This window comes from Bacillus sp. LSHTCR4 (genome assembly GCF_057197025.1).
In genome coordinates, this window is record NZ_JBXUNO010000002.1 from 154,071 (window position 1) to 177,454 (window position 23,384).

Below are 23,384 nucleotides of genomic sequence, written 5' to 3' on the forward strand. Positions count from 1 at the left end.
GGGCTATCGTATGCAGGAGCGATATTCAAGGCAAATATTATTTGCTGGTGTTGGAGAAGAAGGGCAGAGAAAAATTAGAGAGAAGCATGTACTTATTATTGGTGCTGGTGCTCTTGGTGCGGCAAATGCAGAAGCGATTGTTAGAGCAGGTGTTGGAAAAATAACAATTGCGGATCGTGATTATGTAGAATGGAGCAATTTACAAAGGCAACAGTTATATACAGAAGAAGACGCGCAACAGTATAAACCGAAGGCGGTAGCAGCGGCAGAGCATTTAAAAGCGATTAATTCTGAGGTGGAAATAAATCCAGTTGTAACTGATGTAACAGTGCAAGAAATGGAAGAGCTAGTGAATGGTGTAGATTTAATATTAGATGCGACAGATAATTTTGAAACGCGACTGCTTATTAATGATATTTCACAAAAGTATAATATTCCGTGGATATATGGTGGTTGCGTCGGAAGCTATGGCGTAACATATACAATTTTACCAGGAAAAACACCGTGTTTTCGCTGTTTAATGGAGCATCCGGCGAGCGGAGCAACATGTGATACGGCTGGTATTATACAGCCGGCAGTACAATTAGTAGTTGCGCATCAAATAACGGAAGCGCTGAAAATATTAGTAGAAGACTATGGGGCGCTTCGCGAAACGATGTTATCGTTTGATCTTTGGAATAATCAACAGATGGCATTTAAAGTGAATAGACAGAAAAAAGACACATGTTTATCTTGCGGGAGATTACGTACATATCCGAGTTTAACATTTGAAGCACAAACGAAAACAGAAGTGTTATGTGGACGAAATACAGTACAAATCCGTCCAGGTGTGCGGAATGAATTTAATTTAGAAGAAATTAAAAAGCGCTTACAAAGAAGTGTCGATGTAAAGGCTACTCCGTATTTAGTATCGTTTCTAGTAGAGGAATTTCGTTTTGTTTTATTTACAGATGGTAGGGCGTTTATTCATGGGACGAATGATATAAATGTAGCAAAACGTTTATATGCAAGATATATAGGTTGAACCTAAAGGGAAACCCTTTAGGTTCAACAGGGAGAAGATTAAGACTTTCTCGCATAATCTCCACTTTTTCCACCTGTTTTTTCAAGTAAGTACGTTTCACCAATAATCATACCTTTATTAACAGCTTTACACATATCGTACACGGTAAGAGCGGTAGCGGAAGCAGCTGTTAAAGCTTCCATTTCAACACCGGTGCTACCTTCTGTTTTAACTTTTACTTCAATCAGTAATCGATATTGTTCATCGGATTGTTTCCAATTGAAAGAAACGTCAACACCTTTTAATAATAAAGGATGGCACATTGGGATAATATCAGAAGTGCGTTTCGCAGCCATAATACCAGCGATTTGTGCAACTGCTAATACGTCACCTTTCCCAATTTCATTATGAGAGATTTTATCGTGAATTTCTTTTGTAACGACAATGCTAGAGCACGCAATTGCTGTTCGAACGGTTGCTTTTTTGTCGCTTATATCAACCATTTTCGCGCGTCCTTGGTCATTAAAGTGTGTGAATGAAGACATGGAATTCCTCCTTGAAGTAATTTCTATTTAATATATAAAGTTTAATCGAGATAAAAAAAATTGCAAATATGGGGTGAGAAACGATGGTAGAAAAACGAATTCCGATTCAAGTTGCTGAGGCAGTAGAGAGAGTAATGGAATATGCGAAAATTGGTAAAGTAGAAGAGGTTTCTATTACGGAAAGTTACGGGAGAATTCTTGGGGAGGATGTTGTCTCTGATCATGACGTTCCTCATTTTGATCGTTCTCCTTACGATGGTTTCGCCATTCGAGCAGAAGATACGGAAGAAGCAAATCAAGAGAATGCAATTGAGTTTGAAGTAATAGGAGAAATCGGGGCGGGGTCTGTTTTTACAGAAAAAGTAGGATCTTTTCAGGCGGTTCGTATTATGACAGGAGCAGCTATTCCAGCGGATTGTAATGCAGTCGTAATGCTAGAACTGACGGAAGGTTTTGAGAAGAACGGAAAAACATATATGAAGTTAAAGCGTCCTTTTCATAGTGGCGACAATGTGTCATGTAAAGGGGAAGATATAAAACAAAATCAAGTTCTCGTTCAGAAAGGTGTTGCAATTAATCCAGGTGTTGCGGCTTTATTAGCGACGTTTGGATATAGCACTGTGAAAGTTGTAAAACAGCCTGTTGTTGGTATTGTAACAACAGGAAGTGAATTGTTAGAAGTACATGAGTTGTTACAGCCGGGGAAAATTAGAAATAGTAACTCTTATATGATTGCTGCTCAAATTATGAAAGCTGGAGGTAAAGTACGGTATTATGGTCAACTTGCCGACGAGTTAGATGCATGTTTTACAGCCGTTCAATCAGCGATGGATGAAGTTGATATTTTAATTACGACAGGCGGTGTGTCGGTAGGAGATTATGACTACTTGCCGGCTATTTATGAAAGATTACAAGCGAATGTACTCTTTAATAAAATAGCGATGAGACCAGGAAGTGTAACGACCGTAGCTGAAGTTGATGGAAAGTTACTTTTCGGTTTATCAGGGAATCCGTCAGCTTGTTACGTAGGATTTGAGCTATTTGTGTATCCGGTTATAAAAACATATTTGTATGCGAAAGAACCTCATGTATATAGAGCAGATGCTATTTTACAAAAAGATTTTCCAAAGCCGAATCCGTTTACTCGTTTTGTAAGAGCAAAGGTGACAATCGTGGACGGGGCATTACAAGCGATGCCGGTCGGTTTAGATAAATCGAGTGCGGTATCTTCACTTGCAGATGCGAATGCTTTTATTGTGTTGCCTGGAGGAACGAGAGGCTTTGAGGCAGGGATGAAAGTGTCTGTATTATTGTTAGAGCACGCTGAGGGATGTGATTGGCCATGGGCAAAGCCCCTTCAATCTTACAAATAGTAGGGTATCAAAATAGCGGGAAAACAACACTTGTAGAGAAAATTGTGCATGCATTAGCTGAACGGAAAATGAAAGTTGCTACCATTAAACATCACGGACACGGAGGTTTTCCAGAAGTAGCGCAAAAAGATAGTGAAAGGCATAGAAAGGCCGGTGCTGTCGTAAGTAGTGTAGAAGGCGCTGGATTACTTTCATTGTCGTCATTAAGAGAAGACTGGTCCTTGCAAGAAATTATCCGCTTATACGAGTTTTTTGAAGTGGATACAATTTTAATTGAGGGCTATAAAAAAGAGAGCTATCCAAAAGTGGTGTTACTTCGTTCTGAAGAAGACGTTGAACTTTTACATAAAGTAGAGAATATAGTAGCAGTTATTACGTGGTATGATGCTCCCGCAAACTTACGAGAAGAATATAAAGTATTTCATATAACAGAAGAAGAATTGTACATAGACTGGTTTTTACAAACGGTAAGGAGTGCGAAATGACAAATACGTATTATGAAGTAATTGATACTGAAATTTCAATTGAAGAGGTAGCGAATAAGGTTATTCGCCGCGAATGTGGTGCTGTTACAACATTTATTGGAACGGTTAGAGAGTTTACGAAAGGGCGTCGTACATTATACTTAGAATATGTCGCTTATAAAACGATGGCAGAAAAGATGCTAGAGAAAATCGGATCAGAAGTGAAAGAGAAATGGCCAGGTACACACGTTGCGATTACACATCGCATCGGTACACTGCAAATTTCTGATATCGCGGTTGTTGTTGCTGTTTCAACGCCGCATCGTAAAGCGGCTTATGAAGCAAATGAATATATTATGGAACGCATAAAACAAATTGTTCCGATTTGGAAAAAGGAGTTTTGGGAAGATGGAGACTCTTGGATTGGCGATCAATTAGAAAAAACGCCATATCCGGCGGGAGAGCCTGGAAAGGAGCTATAAGTATGATTCGAGTATTGTTATTTGCAAACTTGCAAGAAGAAGCAGGAAGAAGTGAATTACAAATAGAGAAAGAAAATATTACGGTTGCAGAGTTAAAAGATATTGTTGCAACTGAATATAATGTGCCAGTATTGGCACCAATTATGGTTGCGATTAATGAAGAATATGCAAATGAAGATGATACGATTCAATCTGGTGATGTTGTTGCACTAATCCCACCAGTGAGCGGTGGTTAATATTGGATTCATTAAAACGACTTTCCTATATAGGGAAAGTCGTTTTTTTATGGCAGTTTTGAGAACACTAATCTATAGAACAAGGAGGGAATTATGAAAAAAATATGTGTAGTTATGACAATGCTAGGTGCGGCCTTTTTCTCTTCTCCAAGTGATTCTTTCGCGAAAGAATCAAGAGAACAACTTTTAGAGAGTGCATTATCGAATAGGTACTATCCAGTTATTAGACAAGTGACAGAAGATCAATATGAATGTGCTTCAGTTATAAATATAAAGCGTCTCGGCAAGAATGGTGAGTTCGTTCCTAGATATGAAGTGACGCTACAATTCCTTACATTTCAAGGAGCACATAATCCGCCGAATGATAAAGTTACGCTTACTTTGGAAGATTATTTAGATCACGTAAAGATAAAGAAAGTGGAGCGTGAAAAGAATGTTTCTGGTGCTATTGCAGAAAAGATTTGTGAAAGGGAAAAAGAAAAAATAAAAGCTCACTCTACTGATTCAGAGTGATAATCTATGACATTTAGTAAAGAAAGGTAATGAGCGATGGATATATTTTTAGCGATTTTACCAGCTATATTTTGGGGAAGTATTGTGCTATTTAACGTAAAACTGGGCGGGGGACCGTATAGTCAAACACTCGGAACAACGCTTGGCGCGCTTATTTTCTCGATTGTTGTTTATATTTTTATGAAACCAGTATTGACTCCTACTGTTATCGGAGTTGGTATTGTGTCAGGTTTATTTTGGGCGCTTGGTCAGGCGAATCAATTAAAAAGTATTGATTTAATGGGCGTTTCGAGGACGATGCCGATTTCAACAGGACTTCAATTAGTTGCGACGACTTTATTTGGAGTCATCGTATTTCATGAGTGGTCCACGACAATATCAGTTGTCCTTGGTGTTTTGGCTCTCGTTTGTATTATTATCGGTGTTATTTTAACATCGCTTCAAAGTGAAGAAGAAAAGAGTGCAGAGCAAGCGGGGAATTTTAAAAAGGGTATTATCATTTTATTGATTTCAACAGTCGGTTATTTAGTTTATGTAGTAGTGATTAGACTATTTAAAGTAGATGGTTGGTCAGCTTTGTTGCCACAAGCAGTTGGTATGGTGTTAGGGGGGATTTTGCTTACTTTTAAACATCATCCATTTAATAAATATGCAATACGAAATATTATTCCAGGATTAATTTGGGCAGCCGGAAATATGTTTTTATTCATTTCACAGCCGCGTGTTGGAGTGGCAACAAGTTTCTCGCTATCGCAAATGGGAATTATTATTTCGACGCTTGGCGGGATTCTTATATTAGGTGAAAGAAAAACGAAACGCCAATTAACAGGGATTGTTGTCGGTATCATTTTTATTATTGCAGCCGGAATTATGTTAGGTATAGCAAAAAGTTAAAGGAGGTATGGGAATGTATAGTGATTTAGAAGGAAAGGTTGTCGTTATTACAGGATCAGCAAGTGGTCTTGGAAGAGCAATGGGAGTAAGGTTTGCTGCGGAGAAAGCAAAGGTAGTGATTAACTATCGCTCACGGGAGTCAGAAGCGAATGATGTGTTAGAAGAAATTAAAAAGGTAGGCGGAGAAGCGATTGCTGTAAAAGGTGATGTGACGGTCGAATCAGATGTGGCGAATCTCATTCAATCTGCTGTGAAAGAGTTTGGTACGCTTGACGTTATGATTAATAATGCAGGGATAGAAAATGCAGTACCATCACATGAAATGCCGCTTGAAGATTGGAATCGGGTAATTAACACAAATTTAACAGGTGCTTTTTTAGGAAGCCGTGAAGCGATCAAATATTTTGTAGAACATGATATTAAAGGATCTGTCATTAATATGTCGAGTGTTCATGAGAAAATTCCGTGGCCATTATTTGTGCACTATGCAGCAAGTAAGGGTGGTATTAAACTGATGACAGAAACGTTAGCGTTAGAATATGCACCAAAAGGTATTCGAGTAAATAATATAGGGCCAGGTGCAATTAATACGCCGATCAATGCAGAGAAGTTTGCTGATCCTAAAAAACGTGCTGACGTAGAAAGTATGATACCGATGGGCTACATTGGAAAACCAGAAGAAATTGCAGCAGTAGCAACTTGGCTCGCTTCTTCAGAGGCGAGTTATGTAACTGGAATTACGCTATTTGCAGATGGTGGAATGACGTTATATCCATCGTTTCAAGCTGGGCGTGGGTAATAGAAAAGGACGAAGAAATAATGCTCTTCGTCCTTTTTTTACAAAAAAAAATAGCGGCTAGCTATTTTAAATTTAGTGATTAATTGTATCTTGAAGATATTCTGTTGCCTGATGTTCAGAAACATTTTGCACGAGTGCGACTTCACTAATCATCATTTTTCGGGCGTTATCTAGCATTTGTTTTTCGCTCGCATTTAAAGCTCTCTCTTTATTGCGGCGAAGTAAATCCCGAACAACTTCTGCACTATCTTGCAGATTGCCGTTTTTCATTTTTTCCATATTCATTGTATATCTTTGTTTCCAGGAAAGTGATGTATCTGATTCCCCGTTTTGAAATTCAAGAAGTATATCATCTAATGTACCTTTATCTACGATATAACGAATACCTGATTTTTGTAATTGATCCATCGGAAGCATTACTTGCATATCTTTACTAATGATACGTATCACACAATATTGACGTGTTGTTCCTAAGATTTCTTTCTCTTCAATGGCTTCGATGACTCCTGCGCCGTTCATTGGATAAACGATTTTATCACCAATTTGAAACAAATCATCCACCTCCATATGTGGTAACCATCTTTAATGATAGCATAATTGAATGGAAATGTCAAATTTTATATAATACCATAATAATTATATTTGAGTCAATAAGTAAAAGCTCTTTTTATATATATTTTTTTTGCTTTTATTTATGGGTGATTTTTTTAGAAAAATAGTACAGGTGGAGAAAGGAGGCATATCCACTTATTTTTAAGCATAAAATGTAAAATCGCTAATACAATATACCTAAATCCGTTCTTTGCAAAGGAGGGAGAGAAGGTGGGGCGCACAATAAAAATTGATATTACAAATAAAGTTGTAGCTAAATTTAGACCAGATTATTTGGAATTATATACGAGTAAATTTATGATAGGTAAGTTTTATGTCTATACTGAAGGTAAAGAATATGTGTTAGAAGACGGATATATATATGAAGACGGAAAGTTTTATCGCATCATAGATACGCACCGTGGCAATAATCAAGCGGCGGAGGGCTGCGATCTAGGATGGTGTTAACATGATTCGTGTGAAAGTGTTTGATGAAAGTCACGAAAAAGATTTAGAAGATGCTGTAAATGTTTTTTTGAAAAAGATTGATGATAGTAACTTTGTAGATATTAAGTACCAAGTTGGTGTTTCTATTAATGATGACGAAAACCAAATTTATTGTTTTTCAGCAATGATCGTTTATAAAGCATAAAAAAGAGCTGGGTGAGCCAGCTCTTTTTTATGCTTTATGTTGGGACAACATGTGTCGGTAATACGTTCATAATAGATTGGGTTGTGCCTAATTTCTTTGTCGTTAAAAGAGGCTCCGCTGTTTCATGGTTTTGAGCATCTTTACACATACCAAGGTGATAACGATCACCTAAAAATGGATCAATATAAAAACCGTTTTTGAATACTTTATCATTCGGATGTTTTTCATGGTGAATGTCAGAGCAGTTAATGCAATAGAACATAGCTTTCATCCCCTTTATATTTTTGTTTGAAAAAAGTGAGTTGGTAGTCATTTCGCTCCTAAGGAAATGTTGAGGAGAAGAGAAATAACTACCTACTCAAATGGTGGGCATATTCCTTCTGATTTTTTATATCTCGCGTAGTGTCCCTGAGGGAAGGAGGAGAGACGAAATACGCATGATATACGTAAGGCGCTTCTTTCAAGATGAATGATGGAGTTTCATGTTGAGAGAAGTTTTTATTTTTTGTTGCCTTTGTGAGTATATTATGAGGGAATACTCAGAGGGTGTTTGTCCTGTTGAAAAAATGTTGAGAATTTCTCAACAGTAAAAAAGAGTTAGTGTTGACATGAAACTAAAAGGTGTTATATTATCAAAGTATAACCAAAAGGTGTTATATTTGATTACCGAATAAAGGAGATTGAAAATGGAACAACAACATACGTTAACTGATATTAAACAAACAATCGTTTTTAACGCGTCTATTCAAAAGGTGTGGAATGTAGTATCAACTGCAGAAGGGATTGCTTCATGGTTTATGCCAAATGATTTCGTACTAGAGGTAGGACATGAATTTCATGTGCAATCACCATTTGGACCATCACCATGTAAAGTGTTAGAAATCGATGAGCCAAATTACCTATCTTTCTCATGGGATACAGATGGCTGGGTTGTTTCATTTCATCTGAAAGACCTAGGAGATAATAAAACAGAATTTACGTTAATTCACGGTGGCTGGAAACATCCTGATGAAATTCTTCCGAAAGCGAATGCGAAGAGTTCTATTATTCGCGACAGAATGAGCGGAGGCTGGGTAGCGATTGTAAATGAAAAACTGAAAAAGGTTGTCGAAGGCTAAGTGTCCTCATCGGCAGCGAAATATGATGTATTTCAAGCAATTGCTGATCCAACCCGCCGAGAAGTAATACGGTTATTAAGTGATAAAGAGTTACCGATTTCCAAAATAACGGATCATTTTCCGATGAGTCGTACTGCGGTTGTAAAGCACCTTCATATTCTTTCAGAAGCGAATTTAGTAAGTGGAAGAAAAAGCGGAAGAGAGAAGATATATCGCTTGCATCCAGAACCATTAGAGGAATTACAACAGTGGCTCTCGTATTATGAACGTTTTTGGGATAATAAATTGTCCATGCTGAAACATATTGTGGAGAATGAAGAGTAAAAAGAGGATGACCGAAATGGTCATCCTCTTTATTATTACTCACTTGTTTGTGTAGCTGGCTTCAATAAAAGCCAAGCGATAATTAATGTACATACTGCTAATACGAAAGTGCTCATATAAATGACGTGTACACTTGATGCTAATGCGGATTGCGATTCAGTTACTACGTTTGTTGTAGTACCTCCATGTCCGCCAGATACAAGATCAAGGTTTTTAATACCACGTGCGTGAATCATCGTATTGAAGATTGTGCCGAATATTGCAGCACCTAATGTTTGACTAAATGTATTAATAAATGTGTTTAAACCAACGGCTGTTCCGCGTGTATGAGCTGGTACGGCTGCTTGAATTGTTACCATGTAAATCGGTGTTACAAGCCCCATACCTAAGCCGAATAATCCGACTGCTACATAAATAAGGAACGATGGTGAATGTGTTGATAATGTAAATAATAAGAACGTAGCCACTGATAAAATGCTAGCTCCAAGTAAAATGATTTGTTTCGTTTTTAATTTTCCTACTAAGTTACCAGAGAAAATAGCGCCAAACGTCCACATAACAGGGATTGGCATTAAAATAAGTCCAGCTTCAGTCGCATTTTTTCCTAGTACACCTTGGCTCCAAATTGGAAGGTACATCGTAATACTAATAATCATTGCACCAGCAATAAGTGTTAATATATTTATCGTAGATAATGTACGGTTAGAGAAAAGTGTTAGCGGAATTAATGGTTCCGGAGATTTTTTCTCGATGAATAAGAAAATAATGAATGAAACGACGGCGAAGATTAATAGGCCAATAATTGTTATGTCTCCCCAGTTTTGCTTACTGCTACCTGTTAATAACGCGTATAGTAGAGCAATCGTACTTAATGAGAAGACTGTTGCACCAAGATAGTCGATATGGTGTTTAGCAGGCTTAATAGATTCTTTGTAGTAAATGGCAATCATTAAGCAGGCGATAATTCCAAATGGAACGTTTAAGAAGAAAATATAACGCCAAGAAAGAGAATCAACTAAAAATCCACCTACTAACGGTCCGATAACACCGGATACACCCCAAACGGCACTCATCCAGCCTTGTGCTTTCGCGCGGTCTTTCGCTTCGCTATATAAGTCTCCAATAATCGTCATTGTGATCGGCATAACAGCACCAGCACCGATACCTTGAAGTGCGCGGAAGAAGATCAATTGTTCCATCGATGTAACGACGCCGCAAAGTGCAGAACCGACTAAAAAGATTGTAGCTCCAATGAGTAAAACTTTTTTACGGCCGAATAAATCAGCGAGCTTTCCGTATATTGGAGTTGAAACTGCTGTGGCAAGCATGTAAATTGCGTAAACCCAGCTAACAAGTTCAACGCCTGACAAATCACTCGTTATACGAGGGATTGCTGTACTAACAATCGTTCCTTCTACCGCAGAAAGAAACGTCATTAGCATTAAAGACATCATGACTTTTTTTCTCATATGTTTTCCCCTTACCCTTTTTCAAATATTCAACAATATAAAATATAAAGGTACCAAGGTAAATAAAGCAATAAAAAAGCACTGGGAAGTTAGGAGGAATGGGGATTGGTCGGTAAGTCGATATATATTGTAGTGAAATCGCTGATATATTTGGAGAATCGCCGATATAAGTTCATGTACCTATAAAAAAAGAAACAGGAATCCCTGTTTCTTTTTTTAATACTTCATCTTCGCGTTTTCTCCAGCTGTTGTTCCAGCGATTCTACCAGTAACAAGGGCAGATGTAATGTTATAACCACCAGTATAACCGTGAATATCAAGAACTTCTCCGCAGAAATATAAGCCATTTGTGAATTTAGAAGACATTTCTTTCGGGTTAATTTCTTTAACGGATACACCACCGCCAGTAACGAATGCTTTTTCAATTGACTGCGTACCATTTACATTCACAGTAAATTCTTTAAAGTCTTTCACAAGTGCACGAATCTTTTCGTGAGAAACTTGTCCAGCTTGCTCGCTGCCATCAATTTCATTTTTTTCTAATAAGAATAGGAAGTAACGTTCAGGAACATAACCTTTTAACACGTTTTTAATTCCTTTTTTCGGATCTTCTTTCATTTGTTTCAGCATGCGCTGGAATAGTTGCTCGCTATTTTCTTCTGGCAACGCATCAATACTCATTTGCACTGTATTCGTTTTGAACTTTTTCAGTGCTTTTACAACGAATTGACTACAGCGAAGGGCAGCAGGACCAGATAAGCCGAAATGAGTGAAGAGCATATCCATTTTGTGAGAAATGATAGCTTTTCCTTTCGGATTTAATACGCTTAAGTTTACGTCTCGTAAAGCGAGTCCTTGCAGTGAACGGTCTCGAATAAATGGTTCGTTTGAAAGGATTGGTACTTCTGTTGGGAATAATTCTGTAATTGTATGACCGGCTTTTTCTGCCCAAGCATATCCGTCTCCAGTAGAACCAGTTTGCGGAACTGATTTTCCACCGACAGCGATAACGACGTGGTTTGTTTCTAACACTTCGCCTGTTTGCAGTACAACAGCTTTCGTTTGACCGTTTTCATATTCAATCGTTTCAACAGGTGTATTCGTACGCATCTTTACACCTAAATCTTTTAATCGTGTTAAAAGTGCGTCTACTACCGATTGGGCTTTATTTGAAACAGGGAACATGCGGCCATGATCTTCTTCTTTCAGTTTTACACCGAGATTTTCGAAGAATGTAATAATATCTTCATTATTAAAAATAGAAAAAGCGCTGTATAAGAAGCGGCCATTTCCTGGTATATGTTTAACAATCTCATCAAGTGGTAGACGGTTCGTTACGTTACAACGGCCACCACCAGAAATTGCAAGTTTACGCCCTAGTTTATTTCCTTTATCAAGAAGTAAGACGCTTGCGCCTTCTTCTGCAGCACCGATTGCAGCCATTAGCCCAGAAGGCCCGCCGCCGATGACAATAACATCATAATGCATAATATATCGACCTCATTTTCTACATTTCCTGCCTAAAAGAATAGCATGTTTTCCCTTAAAAGAAAAATAGAGTGAAGTACTGCTTAAGGAGAGAATTGTGGTACAATACAAAAGTTAGAGTTCAGCACTATCCTGCTATTTGTGGGCCATAGGACTAAAACCTTAAGAGTTAGGGGAAGTCTAATAGTTCTCGAATGCTCGAATAGTTCAATTTATTAAAGTTTCACTTTACCCCGCATTAACGGGCAGTAAGACTCCCGCCTTAAAGTTCAGCGGGAGATTAACTGCCCGTAAATGCCCGATTGGTTCAACTAATAATCAGTGGGGAAGAACGCCCCACTGATTAAAGTTTCACTTTATGTAGATGTAGGAGGATTTTTGTATGTCCGATTCGAAATTTCTGCGCGGAACGCTCATCGTTACGTTAGGGACATTTTTAGTGAAGTTCTTAGGCATGATTTACGTCTTTCCGTTTCATGCATTAGTAGGGACAGAAGGCGGAACGCTCTATACATATGGATACATTCCATATACGATCTTTTTAAGTATTGCAACGGCAGGGGTGCCGCTTGCTGTTTCAAAATTCGTTTCCAAATATAATGCGCTTGGCGATTATAAAACGAGCCGGAGAATGTTCCGCTCGGGAATGGTTATGATGATAGTAACAGGAGTTCTTTCATTCCTAGTACTGTACATGACGGCGCCGTTGTTTGCAGAAGCAATGCTTGGTAAACAAAGTGTACACAGTAATATAGGAGAAGTTACGACGATTATTCGTCTTGTAAGTTTTGCGCTTATTGTTGTACCGGCAGCGAGTTTAATTCGTGGTTATTTCCAAGGTCACCAGTCGATGGGACCAACTACTGTTTCGCAAATTATTGAACAAATTATTCGTATCGTCTTTTTATTAGCGGGTAGTTTTATCGTTATTAAAGTACTTGGTGGTACAGTTGCAACAGCAGTTGGGGTAGCGACATTTGCTGCGTTCGTTTCAGCAGTTGGAGCGCTCGGTGTACTCATTTGGTACTGGCTAAAACGTAAAAAACATTTGGATCAATATTTAATTGAACAAACTGTACCAGAATCGACAGTGAGTACTGTTCAATTATTTAAAGAATTATTTGCATATGCGATTCCTTACGTTGTAATTGGGCTAACAATTCCTTTATATCAACAAATTGATACATTGACATTTAACTCAATTATGCAAGCAATTGGCCAAGGTGATATTGCAGAGCGAGCACTCGGTATTTTCACAATGTGGACGCATAAATTAATTATGATTCCTGTATCACTTGCGACGGCGTTTAGTTTAACGCTTGTACCAGCGATTACAAAATCATTTACTGAAAAGCAATACCGTTATTTAAAGTTACAAATTACACAAACATTCCAGGCAAATATGTTCTTAACATTGCCAGCGGTTGTCGGTATTTCATCACTTGCCTATCCGATTTATACTGCATTTTATGATTCAGATCCATTAGGTGGACAAGTATTAATGTGGTATGCACCGGTTGCGTTGTTATTTGCTTTATTTACAGTAACAGCGGCAATCTTGCAAGGTATTAACCAACAAAAGCATGCGATTATCGCACTTATAATGGGTGTTATTTTGAAATTTGTATGTAACGTAATCTTTATTCGTTATTTCGGTACAGTAGGGGCGATTCTAGCAACAGCTGTTGGTTTCCTAGCTTCTGTTTGGTACACAAATCGACAAATTAAAAAATACGCACACTATTCATTCGGTGTTGTATATAAGAGAACGTTCCAAATTGCAGTATTAACACTTGTAATGGTCGTTACTGTGAAATTATCACAATGGATTCTATCCTTCATGATTTCGCCTGATGGCCGAATGGGTGCTCTTATTACAGTAGTGATTTGTGCAGGTATTGGTGGTCTTGTTTACGGATTGTTAGCGATTCGCACAGGAGTACTTGAAAGAGTATTTGGCGGAGAAGCGTTAGAGAAGATCCAACGTAAACTTGGCAATAGATTCAAAATAAAGTTGAAATCAAAAGGGGCGTAATTACGTCCCCTTTTCTATGATAAATAAAGAAGGTGAAAAACGTGAGATTAGATAAATTATTAGCAAACATGGGATATGGAAGTAGAAAAGAAGTAAAGAAATTATTGAAAGACGGCGTTGTGAAAATTGATGGTATATCAGTGAAAGATGCAAAGGTTCATGTAAATGTAGAAGAACAAGAAGTTATGATTCACGGTGAAGTTGTGGAATATAAAGAGTTTGTTTACTTAATGATGCATAAACCACAAGGCGTTATTTCAGCGACAGAAGATGATAATCATGAAACGGTAATAGATTTATTAGAGTTAGAAGATGCGATTTTTAATCCGTTCCCAGTTGGAAGACTTGATATTGATACAGAAGGTTTCTTATTAATAACAAATGACGGGAAGTTATCACATCAATTGTTATCTCCGAAAAAGCATGTGCCGAAAAAATATTATGCACACGTTGCAGGAGTAGTAACAGAAGAGGATGTAAAAGAGTTTGCTAAAGGTGTTATTTTAGATGATGGCTATGAAACAAAGCCAGGTGCACTTACAATATTAAAAAGCGATGATATTTCTGAAATCGAGCTTGTCATTACAGAGGGAAAATTCCATCAAGTAAAGCGTATGTTTGAAGCGATAGGGAAAAAAGTAGTCTACCTAAAGAGAACAGAGATGGGACCGCTAGTGTTAGATGAAGAGCTAGAACTCGGACAATACCGAGAGCTAACAGATGAAGAAGTAGAGATGTTAAAAACATATCAAGTAGATACTGAGAAATAGTGCTGTTTTTAGGTGCAGAAAAGACCCCTTTCTAATGAGTTAGAAAGGGGTATGTATTTATTTACATACAATTATTTTTCGTTATGAGGTCATTCTCACTTTCTTTCCTGTTGTTGTCCACTTACCGCGGCAAGGGCTATACACGAGTTCATTAAACTGCAACACATTTAGATCACGTTGTATCGTTCGCGGTGTGATCCCGAACTCATCTACAAGGTCTTTCGTCGTTACCGTTCCGTTTTCATTGATGTACATATAAATTGATTTAATGCGTGTTAGCATACGAGTAGTTGTAGGTTTCAAGAGAAAACCACTCCTCTACTAGTTTTTTTGACCCCATTCAGGAAAGAAGGTCGTTACTACCATTGTACTCTACATGATAAAATTCATGCTTTAATCTACTTAAATTTTACAGAAATTTAACAAATATTCATATAGAAAAATATTGGTAGTTGACATTGTATATATGGTCAGTCAACTAACACATAAAATTCTACGTAAAACGCCAAATTCCTGCAAATTTTTTTGAAAAAACAAAAGAAAAACTAATGAGAAATATCTGAAATATTATAATTGTTCGGTATTTAGTTTTCGTGTATGGCATAAGAGATTTCGGTTTGTTATGATGAAAGAAACAATATAGTGAAGGATGGATGCGTGATGTCAGCAATTAATTGGACAGAAGAAGTTACAAAACGAAAAGATGATTTAATTCGTGATACACAACAATTTTTACAAATTAAAAGTGTGTGGGAAGAAGAGTCAGCGAAAGAGGGCGCACCATTCGGTGAAGGTGTAGAAAAAGCTTTATCTTTCATGTTACATAAAGGAGAAACGGAAGGCTTTACTTCTAAAAATTTAGAAGGTTATGCAGGTCATCTTGAAATGGGACAAGGAGAAGAATTAGTAGGCATTCTTTGTCATGTTGATGTTGTACCAGAAGGAGATGGCTGGACGACTCCTGCATATAGTGCAGATATTCGCGATGGAAAGATTTTTGCACGTGGTGCAATTGACGATAAAGGCCCAACGATGGCAGCTTATTATGCAATGAAAATTGTGAAAGAATTAGGATTACCTCTTTCAAAACGCGTTCGTATGATTTTAGGAACAGATGAGGAAAGCAATTGGAAATGTGTAGATCATTACTTTAAAAACGAAGAAATGCCAACAATCGGTTTTGCGCCAGACGCAGATTTTCCAATTATTAATGCAGAAAAAGGAATTTCTGATATACAAGTTGTGCAAAATGGTAGTGAAGAGAAGAAAGGTACATATGAACTTGTTTCATTTGAGTCAGGTCGCCGTTTAAATATGGTTCCTGATTTTGCAGAAGCGGTTGTTATAGGAGAAGATGTAAATGCACTTACAGTAGCATATGAAGAGTATTTACAAACTGCTAAAAAAATAGGTGAAGCAATTGTAGAAGGTAATACAGTGACATTGCAAATTAAAGGGATTTCAGCTCACGGATCTACTCCGGAGAAGGGAGAAAATGCAGGCTTATTACTGGCAAACTTCTTAACTACAGTTGCTCTTGATGGAAAAGGGGCATCGTTTGTATCGTTTGCAACGGGAACATTTACAGGAGATACTTTAGGAGAGAAAGCTGGTATTTCTTATAAAGACGATATTAGTGGTCCATTAACAGTGAATGTTGGTCGCCTTTCTTATACGAAAGAGAATGGTGGTAATTTAGGATTAAACGTACGTTACCCAGTTACGACTAACTTTGAAGAAACGATTGCAAAGTTAAAAGAATATGTGGGTACTCATGGATTTGAAGTGGCGGATTATTCGAACTCTCGCCCGCATCACGTTGATAAAGATCACGAATTAATTCGTACGTTACAACGTGTATACGAAGAGCAAACAGGCGAAAAAGCAGAGCTATTAGCAATCGGCGGTGGTACTTACGCTCGTTCATTAAAAGCTGGTGTTGCATTTGGCCCATTGTTCCCTGGAAAAGAAGAACTTGCACATCAAAAAGATGAGTATATTGAAATTGAAGACTTATTAAAAGCAACAGCAATTTACGCGCAAGCAATTTATGAATTAGCGAAGTAATGGATATATAAATCATGACCGCTCTCTATTTTGGAGGGCGGCTTCTTTTTATCTGAATGAGATAAGAAAGAAAAGCAACAATAGAAAGAAGGAGAAGATGTAGATGGAGCCACATTATTTTGTCGCAATTACGTTACCAAATCATATAAAAGAAGTGCTGTCTAACTATAGAGAGGAAATGCAGGAGAAATTACCATTTCGTTCGTGGGTACACAAAGAAGACTATCATATTACCCTTTCCTTTTTAGGTAGTACGACAGAGGAACAATTAGAAGGAATAAGGAATGGATTACAAACACTTATAGAAACGAAAGAAATATCGTTCACATTACAAGGATTTTCAACATTTGGTATGGAAGACAGGCCGCGTATTTTTTGGTCGAAAGTCAGTGAGAATCAAGATTTGTTTCAATTGCAAAAACAAGTACACGCTATTTGTGAAGGGAATGGATTTTCTTTAGAAACGCGCCCGTATCATCCGCATATTACTGTTGCTCGTAAATGGGTAGGGGAAGAAAAGTTTAATTTAGAACATATAAAGGAAGTGCCTGAAATATCATTTCAAGCGGATACGATTACTTTATACGAATCTCACGTGAAAGAAACGCCGAAGTATAAAGCGATTGCTGAAATAAAATTACAAAAATAGAATGTATGAAAACGTTTTTTATACAGGTGAATATACTATAAAGAATAATGTGTTACTGTATAGGGCTTCGCTGATAAGAAAAGCCTTATCATTTGCAGCTCGTTTCATTTTAACTTTAAGAATGATGGTGATTTTTTTATGTTGAAAGTAAAACGTCCATTTGATGCCTATTTAGATGAAATGAATAAAATTACAATTTTGCTCCCACATGCGTATGGAACAAGTCGGACATTTCGTTTGCAAGAAGGAAGTAACGTGAAAGATTTACCGATTGCTCATACAATTGCGCTTCCGGATGCAACGAAGTATGAGTGCTTTATAGAAGAGCCGCTAGATGTGGGGAAGTATTATACAGTACGAGATGAACGGAATGAAGAAACAGATTTACAAATAGGTGCTGTCATAAGAACAGCGATTTTCGATGAAAAGTATTATTACGAAGGTACAGATTTAGGGGCAGTGCACAAAAAAGAAGCAACTACATTTAAAGTATGGGCTCCAACTGCGAGGCTTGCGAAAGTAAGAATTTATAAAAGTGATAAAGAATATATAGATCACGAAATGTACAGAGAAGAAAATGGAGTATGGGCTCATACATTGCAAGGCGATTTAGCCGGGGAAAAGTATACATTTCTTGTTTGTATTAATTTAATATGGAACGAAGCTGTGGATCCTTATGCAAAATCAGTGACTGTAAATGGGAAGTACGGCGTTGTTATTGATTTGGAAAAGACAAATGTAACAAAGCGAGGGCAATTACCACCTTTACAAGCAATGACAGATGCCATATTGTATGAACTGCATATTCGTGATGCTACTATTCATCCGAATAGTGGAGTGAGTAAAAAAGGAACATATAAAGGGCTAATGGAAGAAGGAACAACAGGACAAAATGGGACGTTAACAGGTTTGTCTCATATAAAAGATTTAGGTGTTACACATGTTGAACTATTACCTTTATATTGTTTCGGTGGTGTAGATGAGGCAAACCCTTCCTCTGCGTATAATTGGGGTTACAATCCATTATATTACAACGCACCAACGGGATTTTATGCTACAAATCCTTCTGAACCGTATAACAGGATCGTAGAGTGTAAACAGCTGATTGAAACATTTCATGAGCACGGCATTAGGGTGATTATAGATGTTGTATATAATCATGTCTATGAAAGAGAGCTATCGTCATTTGAAAAGCTTGTTCCAGGATATTATTTTCGTCATGGTGAAAATGGTATGCCTTCTAATGGGACGGGAGTCGGAAATGATATAGCATCTGAACGGAAAATGATGAGGAAATTCATTGTAGAGTCTATTCTATATTGGCTTACGGAATACAATGTTGATGGATTCCGATTCGACTTAATGGGGATTTTAGATGTTGATACAATAAATATAATAGAAAAAGAAGTGCGAAACATAAAGCGAGATGCATTGCTATTAGGAGAAGGGTGGGATCTGCAAACACCACTTCCTCTAGAGGAAAAAGCAACGTTAAATAATGCAAAGAAAATGCCGCATATTGCGCAATTTAATGATCAATTTCGTGATGGAATAAAAGGGAGTACCTTTCATATAAATAAACGTGGTTTTGCATTTGGTGGGCATGTAGACTGTAATCATTTGCAGTATATAGCATCAGGAAGCCTTTTAAGTATGAAAGAAACAGGTTTGTTTCTAGAGCCTGTACAAAGTATTAACTATGTAGAATGTCATGACAATATGACGATGTGGGATAAATTAATGCGCAGTAATGAAGAGTCAGAAGAGATTTTGAAAAAACGTCACCTGCTAGCAACTGCAATGGTGATTCTGTCGCAAGGCATCCCTTTCTTACATGCTGGGCAAGAGTTTTATCGTACGAAGCAAGGAAATGAAAATAGTTATAATGCAAATGATGAAATTAATCAATTAGATTGGGATCGAAAAGAGGAAGAGATAGAGGCGGTTACCTATATAAAAGGTTTAATTGCGATTCGTAAAGAGCACGGAGCATTCCGATTACAAAACGCAGATCTAATAAAAAAGCATATGACTTTTTTGCAAACATCTCCAGAAGTACTTGCATACCACCTAGAGCGTGCAGAATCGTTTGGACCGTGGAAAGAGATTGTCGTTTTATTTAATAGCGGTTTAGAAGCTAAAACGGTGCAACTTCCGAAAGAAGAAACGTGGCATGTATTAGTTAACGAAAAGCAAGCGAAAATAGAGCCAATTTCTTCATTTAGAGGAAAGGAACTTAGGCTCGCTCCAATTAGCACGTATATATTGACGATAATGTGACAAATCGCTACTTGACGATGAGAATGTAATAAATGTAGAATTGACAAAGGTGACGATTTTGATAAGTTGTCATTCTATGGCTGGTTTTGTAAAATAAAATAGAGAGTTTTTGGCTTATGCCAAATTTTCTTTTCATTTACAGTAAAATATATATGAATCCACAACATGTGTAGAAATGTTGCGGTTTTTCTTTTCATAACTATAAAAGATAAGGATTTGTTAACGGGTAATGAATATGGAATGGTTGGAACAATTATTAGGAAAAGAGTGGAGTCTTGTACCGGCTGGTGGAGTAACGGGCGATGCATATATTGCGCAAAACGGACAACAGAAGTTATTTTTAAAGCGGAATACATCGCCCTTTTTAGCGGTATTGTCAGCAGAAGGAATTGTTCCAAAATTACTTTGGACAAGAAGGGTAACGAACGGTGATGTAATTTCTGCTCAAAAATGGCTTCCGGGACAGAAGCTAGAGCCAGAGGATATGAAACTAGAACGTGTTGCAAAACTTTTGAAGAAAATACACTCCTCTAAAGCACTTGTACAGATGATTCAGAGACTTGGGAAGCAGCCGCTTCACGCACAAGAGTTATTACAACAACTGCAACTTGTTTTAAGAGGAGATATAAGGGATGAGGAAACAATTCAGCAAGGCCTTCAATATTTAATGGATTCATTAAAAGATATTGAATACAACGAATTCGTTGTATGCCATTGTGATGTCAACCATAACAATTGGCTATTGTCGGATGAAGATGAGTTGTTTTTAATTGATTGGGATGGAGCTGTAATTGCTGACCCAGCTCTAGACCTCGGTATGTTATTATATTGGTACATTCCGCGCCAAGAATGGAGTGAGTGGCTCGGTTATTATGATATTGAAATGGATGAATCGCTGCTTAAACGTATGAGATGGTATGTGATAGCACAAACGATTTTGTCTATTCAATGGCATACAACAAAAAAGCAGCAAGCAGAAGCTGAATATTGGCATCAATATTTACAGCAACTACTTGCTTCAGAGTAATACTTAAGAAAAATTGTCCATTCCAGCAATCCACTGAGTAAGTTGTTCTTGATTATTGGAAATGTGGTTGTCCAAATTAGAGGAAGATTTACCCGATTGACTATAAGAATATACATCGTTTAGCATTGCTTTAGCGTCACTACTTATATTATCGTTTGCGAGTAACGATTGAATGAGACGCTCTAATTGCTCGCATTCAGAAACTGTCCCGCAACAATCACTTTGGTGATTGACTAAAATATCTTTCAGCACTTCTAATTGATGTTGTTGATTAATTGGCATGAACGGATCATCCTTTCGATTGTTTTTCTCTTCTTAGAGAAGTAAGAGAAAAAGCTGTTTCGTCATGGAATGTTTAATGCTGTATGTAGTTTTTATCAAAATGGTACATCTTATACTTGAAAGAAACGGACCGAGTGCTCGTACGTACTTGGTTTTTTGTTTGGTAGATTGATTAAAACAGAAAGAAGGAATTATTCCTTTAAAATAGCTATGTAAAGAGAGGGAAACATCTATGCGTTTAAGACATAAACCATATGCAATGGATCGAATTAATGAGTATTCACATATCGTAATCGGAAACCCAGAGGAGCGCGCTGGTAATTGGAAAGAAGTATTTGGAAATGAGCAACCCATTCACATTGAAGTAGGTACAGGTCGTGGCCGCTTTATGTATGATATGGCAAAAGCGAATCCTCATATTAATTATATTGGAATTGAAAAATTCACAAGTGTTGTTGTAGATGCACTGGATAAATTAATTGAAGAAGAATTACCGAACTTAAAGTTAATTAATAAAGATGCTGAAGATTTAACAGTTTTCTTTGCAAAAGGTGAAATCGATCGCGTGTATTTAAACTTCTCAGATCCATGGCCAAAGAAACGTCATACGAAGCGTCGTTTAACGTATAAAACGTTTTTACGCAATTATGAAGAAGTGTTAGTAGAAGGCGGAGAAATTCATTTCAAAACAGATAACCAAGGTTTATTTGAATACTCTCTAATGAGTATGGCTGAGTATGGTATGTTATTAACTTACCTTAGCCTAGATCTTCATAATAGTGATTATGAAGGAAACATTATGACAGAATACGAAGAGAAGTTCTCTAGTAAAGGTCATCGTATTTACCGAGTAGAAGCAAAATATCGTACAGAACCTATGCAGTAATGCATAGGTTTTTTGTATCTAAAATAATCAGAATTTTGTGTTAGTATTGAAGGAAAAGGGGGATGAAAAATGGAACAGTTACAAATTGGTGATATAAAAGTGACATGGTTAAAAGGTGGAAATACACATTTAGACGGCGGAGCAATGTTTGGCGTTGTACCGAAAGTGCTTTGGTCACGTAAATATAAACATAATGATACAAATCATATTTATTTACGAACAGATCCGTTACTTTTGCAAACGAAAGACGGCAACATGCTCATTGATTCTGGTATAGGAAATGGTAAATTGAATGAAAAGATGAAGCGGAATCAAGGTGTAACGGAAGAGTCGTCAGTTGAGAATTCTTTAGAAAAGCTGGGACTAAAGCCTGAAGATATTCATTACGTTTTAATGACGCATCTTCACTTTGATCATGCATCTGGTTTAACGAAATGGGAAGGTGATCAACTTGTACCAACTTTTCCAAATGCGAAAGTTTACGTAAGTGAAACAGAGTGGAATGAAATGAGAAGTCCAAATATTAGATCGCGTAATACATATTGGAAGGAAAATTGGGAGCCGATTGTAGATCAAGTTGTTACGTTTCAGCAAGAAATAGAAATTACGGATGAAATAAAAATGGCGCATACAGGCGGCCATAGTGATGGACATGCAGTGATCGCTTTAGAAAGCAAAGGGGAAACGATGCTGCATTTAGCAGACTTATTGCCGACGCACGCCCATCAAAATGTATTATGGGTAATGGCCTATGATGATTATCCGATGACATCGATTGAAAATAAGCAAAAATGGATGAAGTATGGTGCTGAAAACGATGCTTGGTTCACGTTTTATCACGACGCGTATTATCGCGCAGTAAAGTGGAATGAGGAAGGGCACATTGTAGAAAAGGTAGAGAGAAAAACGAGCATAGAAGCATAAAAAGAGGAGGTTGTTCCAGAATATTTGTTGGAGCGACCTCTTTTTTAGTGTCGGCTTTTGTCGGTAAGTCGATATAAATTCAATCACTACCCACAATTAAAAAATAAGAGGTTCACCTAATGGGAACCCTCCTGTTTATGCTGCTATAACCTCTAAAACAGTACCTGTTTTAGCATCAACTAAAAATTCAAATCGTTCTTGTATATCATTTAACATCGTTGTAAGACCGCCGCGATATACTTCATACGCGACATCATATTTTTCAAATGTCTCTGGAACCATATGTACCCAAGAGCCAGTAATTTCACCTTTATGACTTAATGCTTGTTTCACCATTTTCAATGCTTTCTCTGAAGAAATATGGGATTGTTCTTGTACTTTGTTTGCAACGAAATAACCAGCTGCGAACCCAACGCCAAGACCTGCTACTAAACCTTTCCAGCTCATATATTCACCTCAATTCTATAAAATAAAAATAGTGTACCGATAATAATTATAAAGCAAATACAGCTA

The 23,384-nt window shown here is 37.4% G+C and carries 28 protein-coding genes; 20 read left to right on the forward strand and 8 right to left on the reverse strand.

Annotated features, from left to right (window positions below; all coding sequences use genetic code 11):
- Positions 1-10 precede the first annotated feature (10 nt).
- Positions 11-1,024: a molybdopterin-synthase adenylyltransferase MoeB gene (locus AC2CGR_RS14405; RefSeq protein ID WP_087968342.1), complete on the forward strand. Its 1,014-nt coding sequence runs from the start codon at positions 11-13 to the stop codon at positions 1,022-1,024.
- Between the two features lie 38 nt (positions 1,025-1,062).
- On the opposite strand, the gene moaC is transcribed toward AC2CGR_RS14405, so the two are convergent.
- Entirely contained in the window at positions 1,063-1,548 is a 486-nt protein-coding gene (gene moaC / locus AC2CGR_RS14410; RefSeq protein ID WP_484480952.1) for a cyclic pyranopterin monophosphate synthase MoaC, read from the reverse strand.
- 83 nt (positions 1,549-1,631) lie between these two features.
- On the opposite strand from moaC, the gene moeA reads away from it, so the two are divergent.
- The 7 genes from moeA to AC2CGR_RS14445 all read left to right on the forward strand — a co-directional run bounded on the left by moeA (position 1,632) and on the right by AC2CGR_RS14445 (position 6,309).
- On the forward strand, positions 1,632-2,921 hold the full coding sequence (gene moeA, locus AC2CGR_RS14415) for a molybdopterin molybdotransferase MoeA (protein ID WP_131100881.1): 1,290 nt from the start codon (positions 1,632-1,634) through the stop codon (positions 2,919-2,921).
- Positions 2,891-3,406: a molybdopterin-guanine dinucleotide biosynthesis protein B gene (gene mobB / locus AC2CGR_RS14420; RefSeq protein ID WP_131100879.1), complete on the forward strand. Its 516-nt coding sequence runs from the start codon at positions 2,891-2,893 to the stop codon at positions 3,404-3,406. The genes moeA and mobB overlap by 31 nt, the downstream gene beginning before the upstream one ends.
- On the forward strand, positions 3,403-3,867 hold the full coding sequence (moaE, locus tag AC2CGR_RS14425) for a molybdopterin synthase catalytic subunit MoaE (RefSeq protein ID WP_000185941.1): 465 nt from the start codon (positions 3,403-3,405) through the stop codon (positions 3,865-3,867). Before mobB ends, moaE begins: the two co-directional genes overlap by 4 nt.
- 2 nt (positions 3,868-3,869) lie before the next feature.
- Entirely contained in the window at positions 3,870-4,103 is a 234-nt protein-coding gene (moaD, locus tag AC2CGR_RS14430; RefSeq protein WP_000621786.1) for a molybdopterin converting factor subunit 1, read from the forward strand.
- Positions 4,104-4,196: 93 nt separating this feature from the next.
- Complete coding sequence (locus tag AC2CGR_RS14435) at positions 4,197-4,616, forward strand: DUF3888 domain-containing protein (protein WP_087968346.1); 420 nt, start codon at positions 4,197-4,199, stop codon at positions 4,614-4,616.
- 36 nt (positions 4,617-4,652) lie between these two features.
- Positions 4,653-5,510, forward strand: coding sequence for a glucose uptake protein GlcU (glcU, locus tag AC2CGR_RS14440; RefSeq protein ID WP_000350872.1), 858 nt, complete (start codon positions 4,653-4,655; stop codon positions 5,508-5,510).
- A 13-nt stretch (positions 5,511-5,523) separates the two neighbouring features.
- The gene (locus AC2CGR_RS14445; RefSeq protein ID WP_000286684.1) at positions 5,524-6,309 is read left to right on the forward strand and encodes a glucose 1-dehydrogenase; all 786 of its coding nucleotides are present in this window, start codon (positions 5,524-5,526) and stop codon (positions 6,307-6,309) included.
- A 72-nt stretch (positions 6,310-6,381) separates the two neighbouring features.
- Here AC2CGR_RS14445 and AC2CGR_RS14450 read toward each other — a convergent pair whose 3' ends face one another.
- Positions 6,382-6,876 carry a CarD family transcriptional regulator gene (locus AC2CGR_RS14450; protein WP_001993652.1) on the reverse strand — a complete coding sequence of 165 codons (495 nt, stop codon included), beginning with the start codon at positions 6,874-6,876 and terminating at the stop codon, positions 6,382-6,384.
- Between the two features lie 255 nt (positions 6,877-7,131).
- On the opposite strand from AC2CGR_RS14450, the gene AC2CGR_RS14455 reads away from it, so the two are divergent.
- Positions 7,132-7,368 (forward strand): DUF2553 family protein, encoded by a 237-nt coding sequence (locus AC2CGR_RS14455; protein ID WP_000533799.1) that lies wholly within the window; start codon positions 7,132-7,134, stop codon positions 7,366-7,368.
- A gap of 1 nt (position 7,369) precedes the next feature.
- Positions 7,370-7,552 carry a sporulation protein Cse60 gene (locus AC2CGR_RS14460; protein WP_000621751.1) on the forward strand — a complete coding sequence of 61 codons (183 nt, stop codon included), beginning with the start codon at positions 7,370-7,372 and terminating at the stop codon, positions 7,550-7,552.
- Positions 7,553-7,586: 34 nt separating this feature from the next.
- Here the strand turns inward: AC2CGR_RS14460 and AC2CGR_RS14465 are convergent, their stop codons facing one another.
- Positions 7,587-7,814 (reverse strand): DUF3973 domain-containing protein, encoded by a 228-nt coding sequence (locus tag AC2CGR_RS14465; protein ID WP_000498979.1) that lies wholly within the window; start codon positions 7,812-7,814, stop codon positions 7,587-7,589.
- A gap of 424 nt (positions 7,815-8,238) precedes the next feature.
- Here AC2CGR_RS14465 and AC2CGR_RS14470 point away from each other — a divergent pair, with 424 nt between their 5' ends.
- A complete protein-coding gene (locus tag AC2CGR_RS14470) occupies positions 8,239-8,670 on the forward strand; it encodes an SRPBCC family protein (RefSeq protein WP_000437670.1) in 432 nt (143 codons plus the stop codon).
- On the forward strand, positions 8,671-8,994 hold the full coding sequence (locus tag AC2CGR_RS14475; protein WP_000098837.1) for an ArsR/SmtB family transcription factor: 324 nt from the start codon (positions 8,671-8,673) through the stop codon (positions 8,992-8,994).
- Positions 8,995-9,029: 35 nt separating this feature from the next.
- Here AC2CGR_RS14475 and AC2CGR_RS14480 read toward each other — a convergent pair whose 3' ends face one another.
- Together AC2CGR_RS14480 and AC2CGR_RS14485 are read right to left on the reverse strand one after the other, a co-directional pair.
- Positions 9,030-10,463: an MDR family MFS transporter gene (locus AC2CGR_RS14480; protein WP_087968347.1), complete on the reverse strand. Its 1,434-nt coding sequence runs from the start codon at positions 10,461-10,463 to the stop codon at positions 9,030-9,032.
- A 216-nt stretch (positions 10,464-10,679) separates the two neighbouring features.
- Entirely contained in the window at positions 10,680-11,951 is a 1,272-nt protein-coding gene (locus tag AC2CGR_RS14485) for a BaiN/RdsA family NAD(P)/FAD-dependent oxidoreductase (protein ID WP_000558892.1), read from the reverse strand.
- A 382-nt stretch (positions 11,952-12,333) separates the two neighbouring features.
- On the opposite strand from AC2CGR_RS14485, the gene AC2CGR_RS14490 reads away from it, so the two are divergent.
- Together AC2CGR_RS14490 and AC2CGR_RS14495 are read left to right on the forward strand one after the other, a co-directional pair.
- Entirely contained in the window at positions 12,334-13,986 is a 1,653-nt protein-coding gene (locus AC2CGR_RS14490; protein WP_001284050.1) for a putative polysaccharide biosynthesis protein, read from the forward strand.
- A gap of 41 nt (positions 13,987-14,027) precedes the next feature.
- Positions 14,028-14,756 (forward strand): pseudouridine synthase, encoded by a 729-nt coding sequence (locus AC2CGR_RS14495; RefSeq protein ID WP_484480953.1) that lies wholly within the window; start codon positions 14,028-14,030, stop codon positions 14,754-14,756.
- Positions 14,757-14,837: 81 nt separating this feature from the next.
- Here AC2CGR_RS14495 and AC2CGR_RS14500 read toward each other — a convergent pair whose 3' ends face one another.
- On the reverse strand, positions 14,838-15,059 hold the full coding sequence (locus AC2CGR_RS14500) for a DeoR family transcriptional regulator (RefSeq protein WP_000805512.1): 222 nt from the start codon (positions 15,057-15,059) through the stop codon (positions 14,838-14,840).
- A gap of 357 nt (positions 15,060-15,416) precedes the next feature.
- Between AC2CGR_RS14500 and pepV the strand changes: the two genes are divergently transcribed.
- The 4 genes from pepV (at position 15,417) to AC2CGR_RS14520 (ending at position 20,779) form a co-directional block, all read left to right on the forward strand.
- Positions 15,417-16,823 carry a dipeptidase PepV gene (gene pepV / locus AC2CGR_RS14505; protein ID WP_087968349.1) on the forward strand — a complete coding sequence of 469 codons (1,407 nt, stop codon included), beginning with the start codon at positions 15,417-15,419 and terminating at the stop codon, positions 16,821-16,823.
- Positions 16,824-16,926: 103 nt separating this feature from the next.
- A complete protein-coding gene (gene thpR, locus AC2CGR_RS14510) occupies positions 16,927-17,472 on the forward strand; it encodes an RNA 2',3'-cyclic phosphodiesterase (RefSeq protein ID WP_484480954.1) in 546 nt (181 codons plus the stop codon).
- Between the two features lie 138 nt (positions 17,473-17,610).
- Positions 17,611-19,752: a type I pullulanase gene (pulA, locus tag AC2CGR_RS14515; RefSeq protein WP_484480955.1), complete on the forward strand. Its 2,142-nt coding sequence runs from the start codon at positions 17,611-17,613 to the stop codon at positions 19,750-19,752.
- A 229-nt stretch (positions 19,753-19,981) separates the two neighbouring features.
- Positions 19,982-20,779, forward strand: coding sequence for a phosphotransferase family protein (locus tag AC2CGR_RS14520; protein WP_001055736.1), 798 nt, complete (start codon positions 19,982-19,984; stop codon positions 20,777-20,779).
- Between the two features lie 3 nt (positions 20,780-20,782).
- Here AC2CGR_RS14520 and AC2CGR_RS14525 read toward each other — a convergent pair whose 3' ends face one another.
- On the reverse strand, positions 20,783-21,061 hold the full coding sequence (locus AC2CGR_RS14525; protein WP_001122234.1) for a YtzH-like family protein: 279 nt from the start codon (positions 21,059-21,061) through the stop codon (positions 20,783-20,785).
- A gap of 232 nt (positions 21,062-21,293) precedes the next feature.
- Here AC2CGR_RS14525 and trmB point away from each other — a divergent pair, with 232 nt between their 5' ends.
- Together trmB and AC2CGR_RS14535 are read left to right on the forward strand one after the other, a co-directional pair.
- Complete coding sequence (gene trmB / locus AC2CGR_RS14530; RefSeq protein ID WP_001239381.1) at positions 21,294-21,947, forward strand: tRNA (guanosine(46)-N7)-methyltransferase TrmB; 654 nt, start codon at positions 21,294-21,296, stop codon at positions 21,945-21,947.
- A gap of 69 nt (positions 21,948-22,016) precedes the next feature.
- Complete coding sequence (locus tag AC2CGR_RS14535; protein WP_131100869.1) at positions 22,017-22,871, forward strand: YtnP family quorum-quenching lactonase; 855 nt, start codon at positions 22,017-22,019, stop codon at positions 22,869-22,871.
- Positions 22,872-23,006: 135 nt separating this feature from the next.
- On the opposite strand, the gene AC2CGR_RS14540 is transcribed toward AC2CGR_RS14535, so the two are convergent.
- The gene (locus AC2CGR_RS14540; protein WP_000118540.1) at positions 23,007-23,318 is read right to left on the reverse strand and encodes a PepSY domain-containing protein; all 312 of its coding nucleotides are present in this window, start codon (positions 23,316-23,318) and stop codon (positions 23,007-23,009) included.
- Between the last annotated feature and the right edge of the window lie 66 nt (positions 23,319-23,384).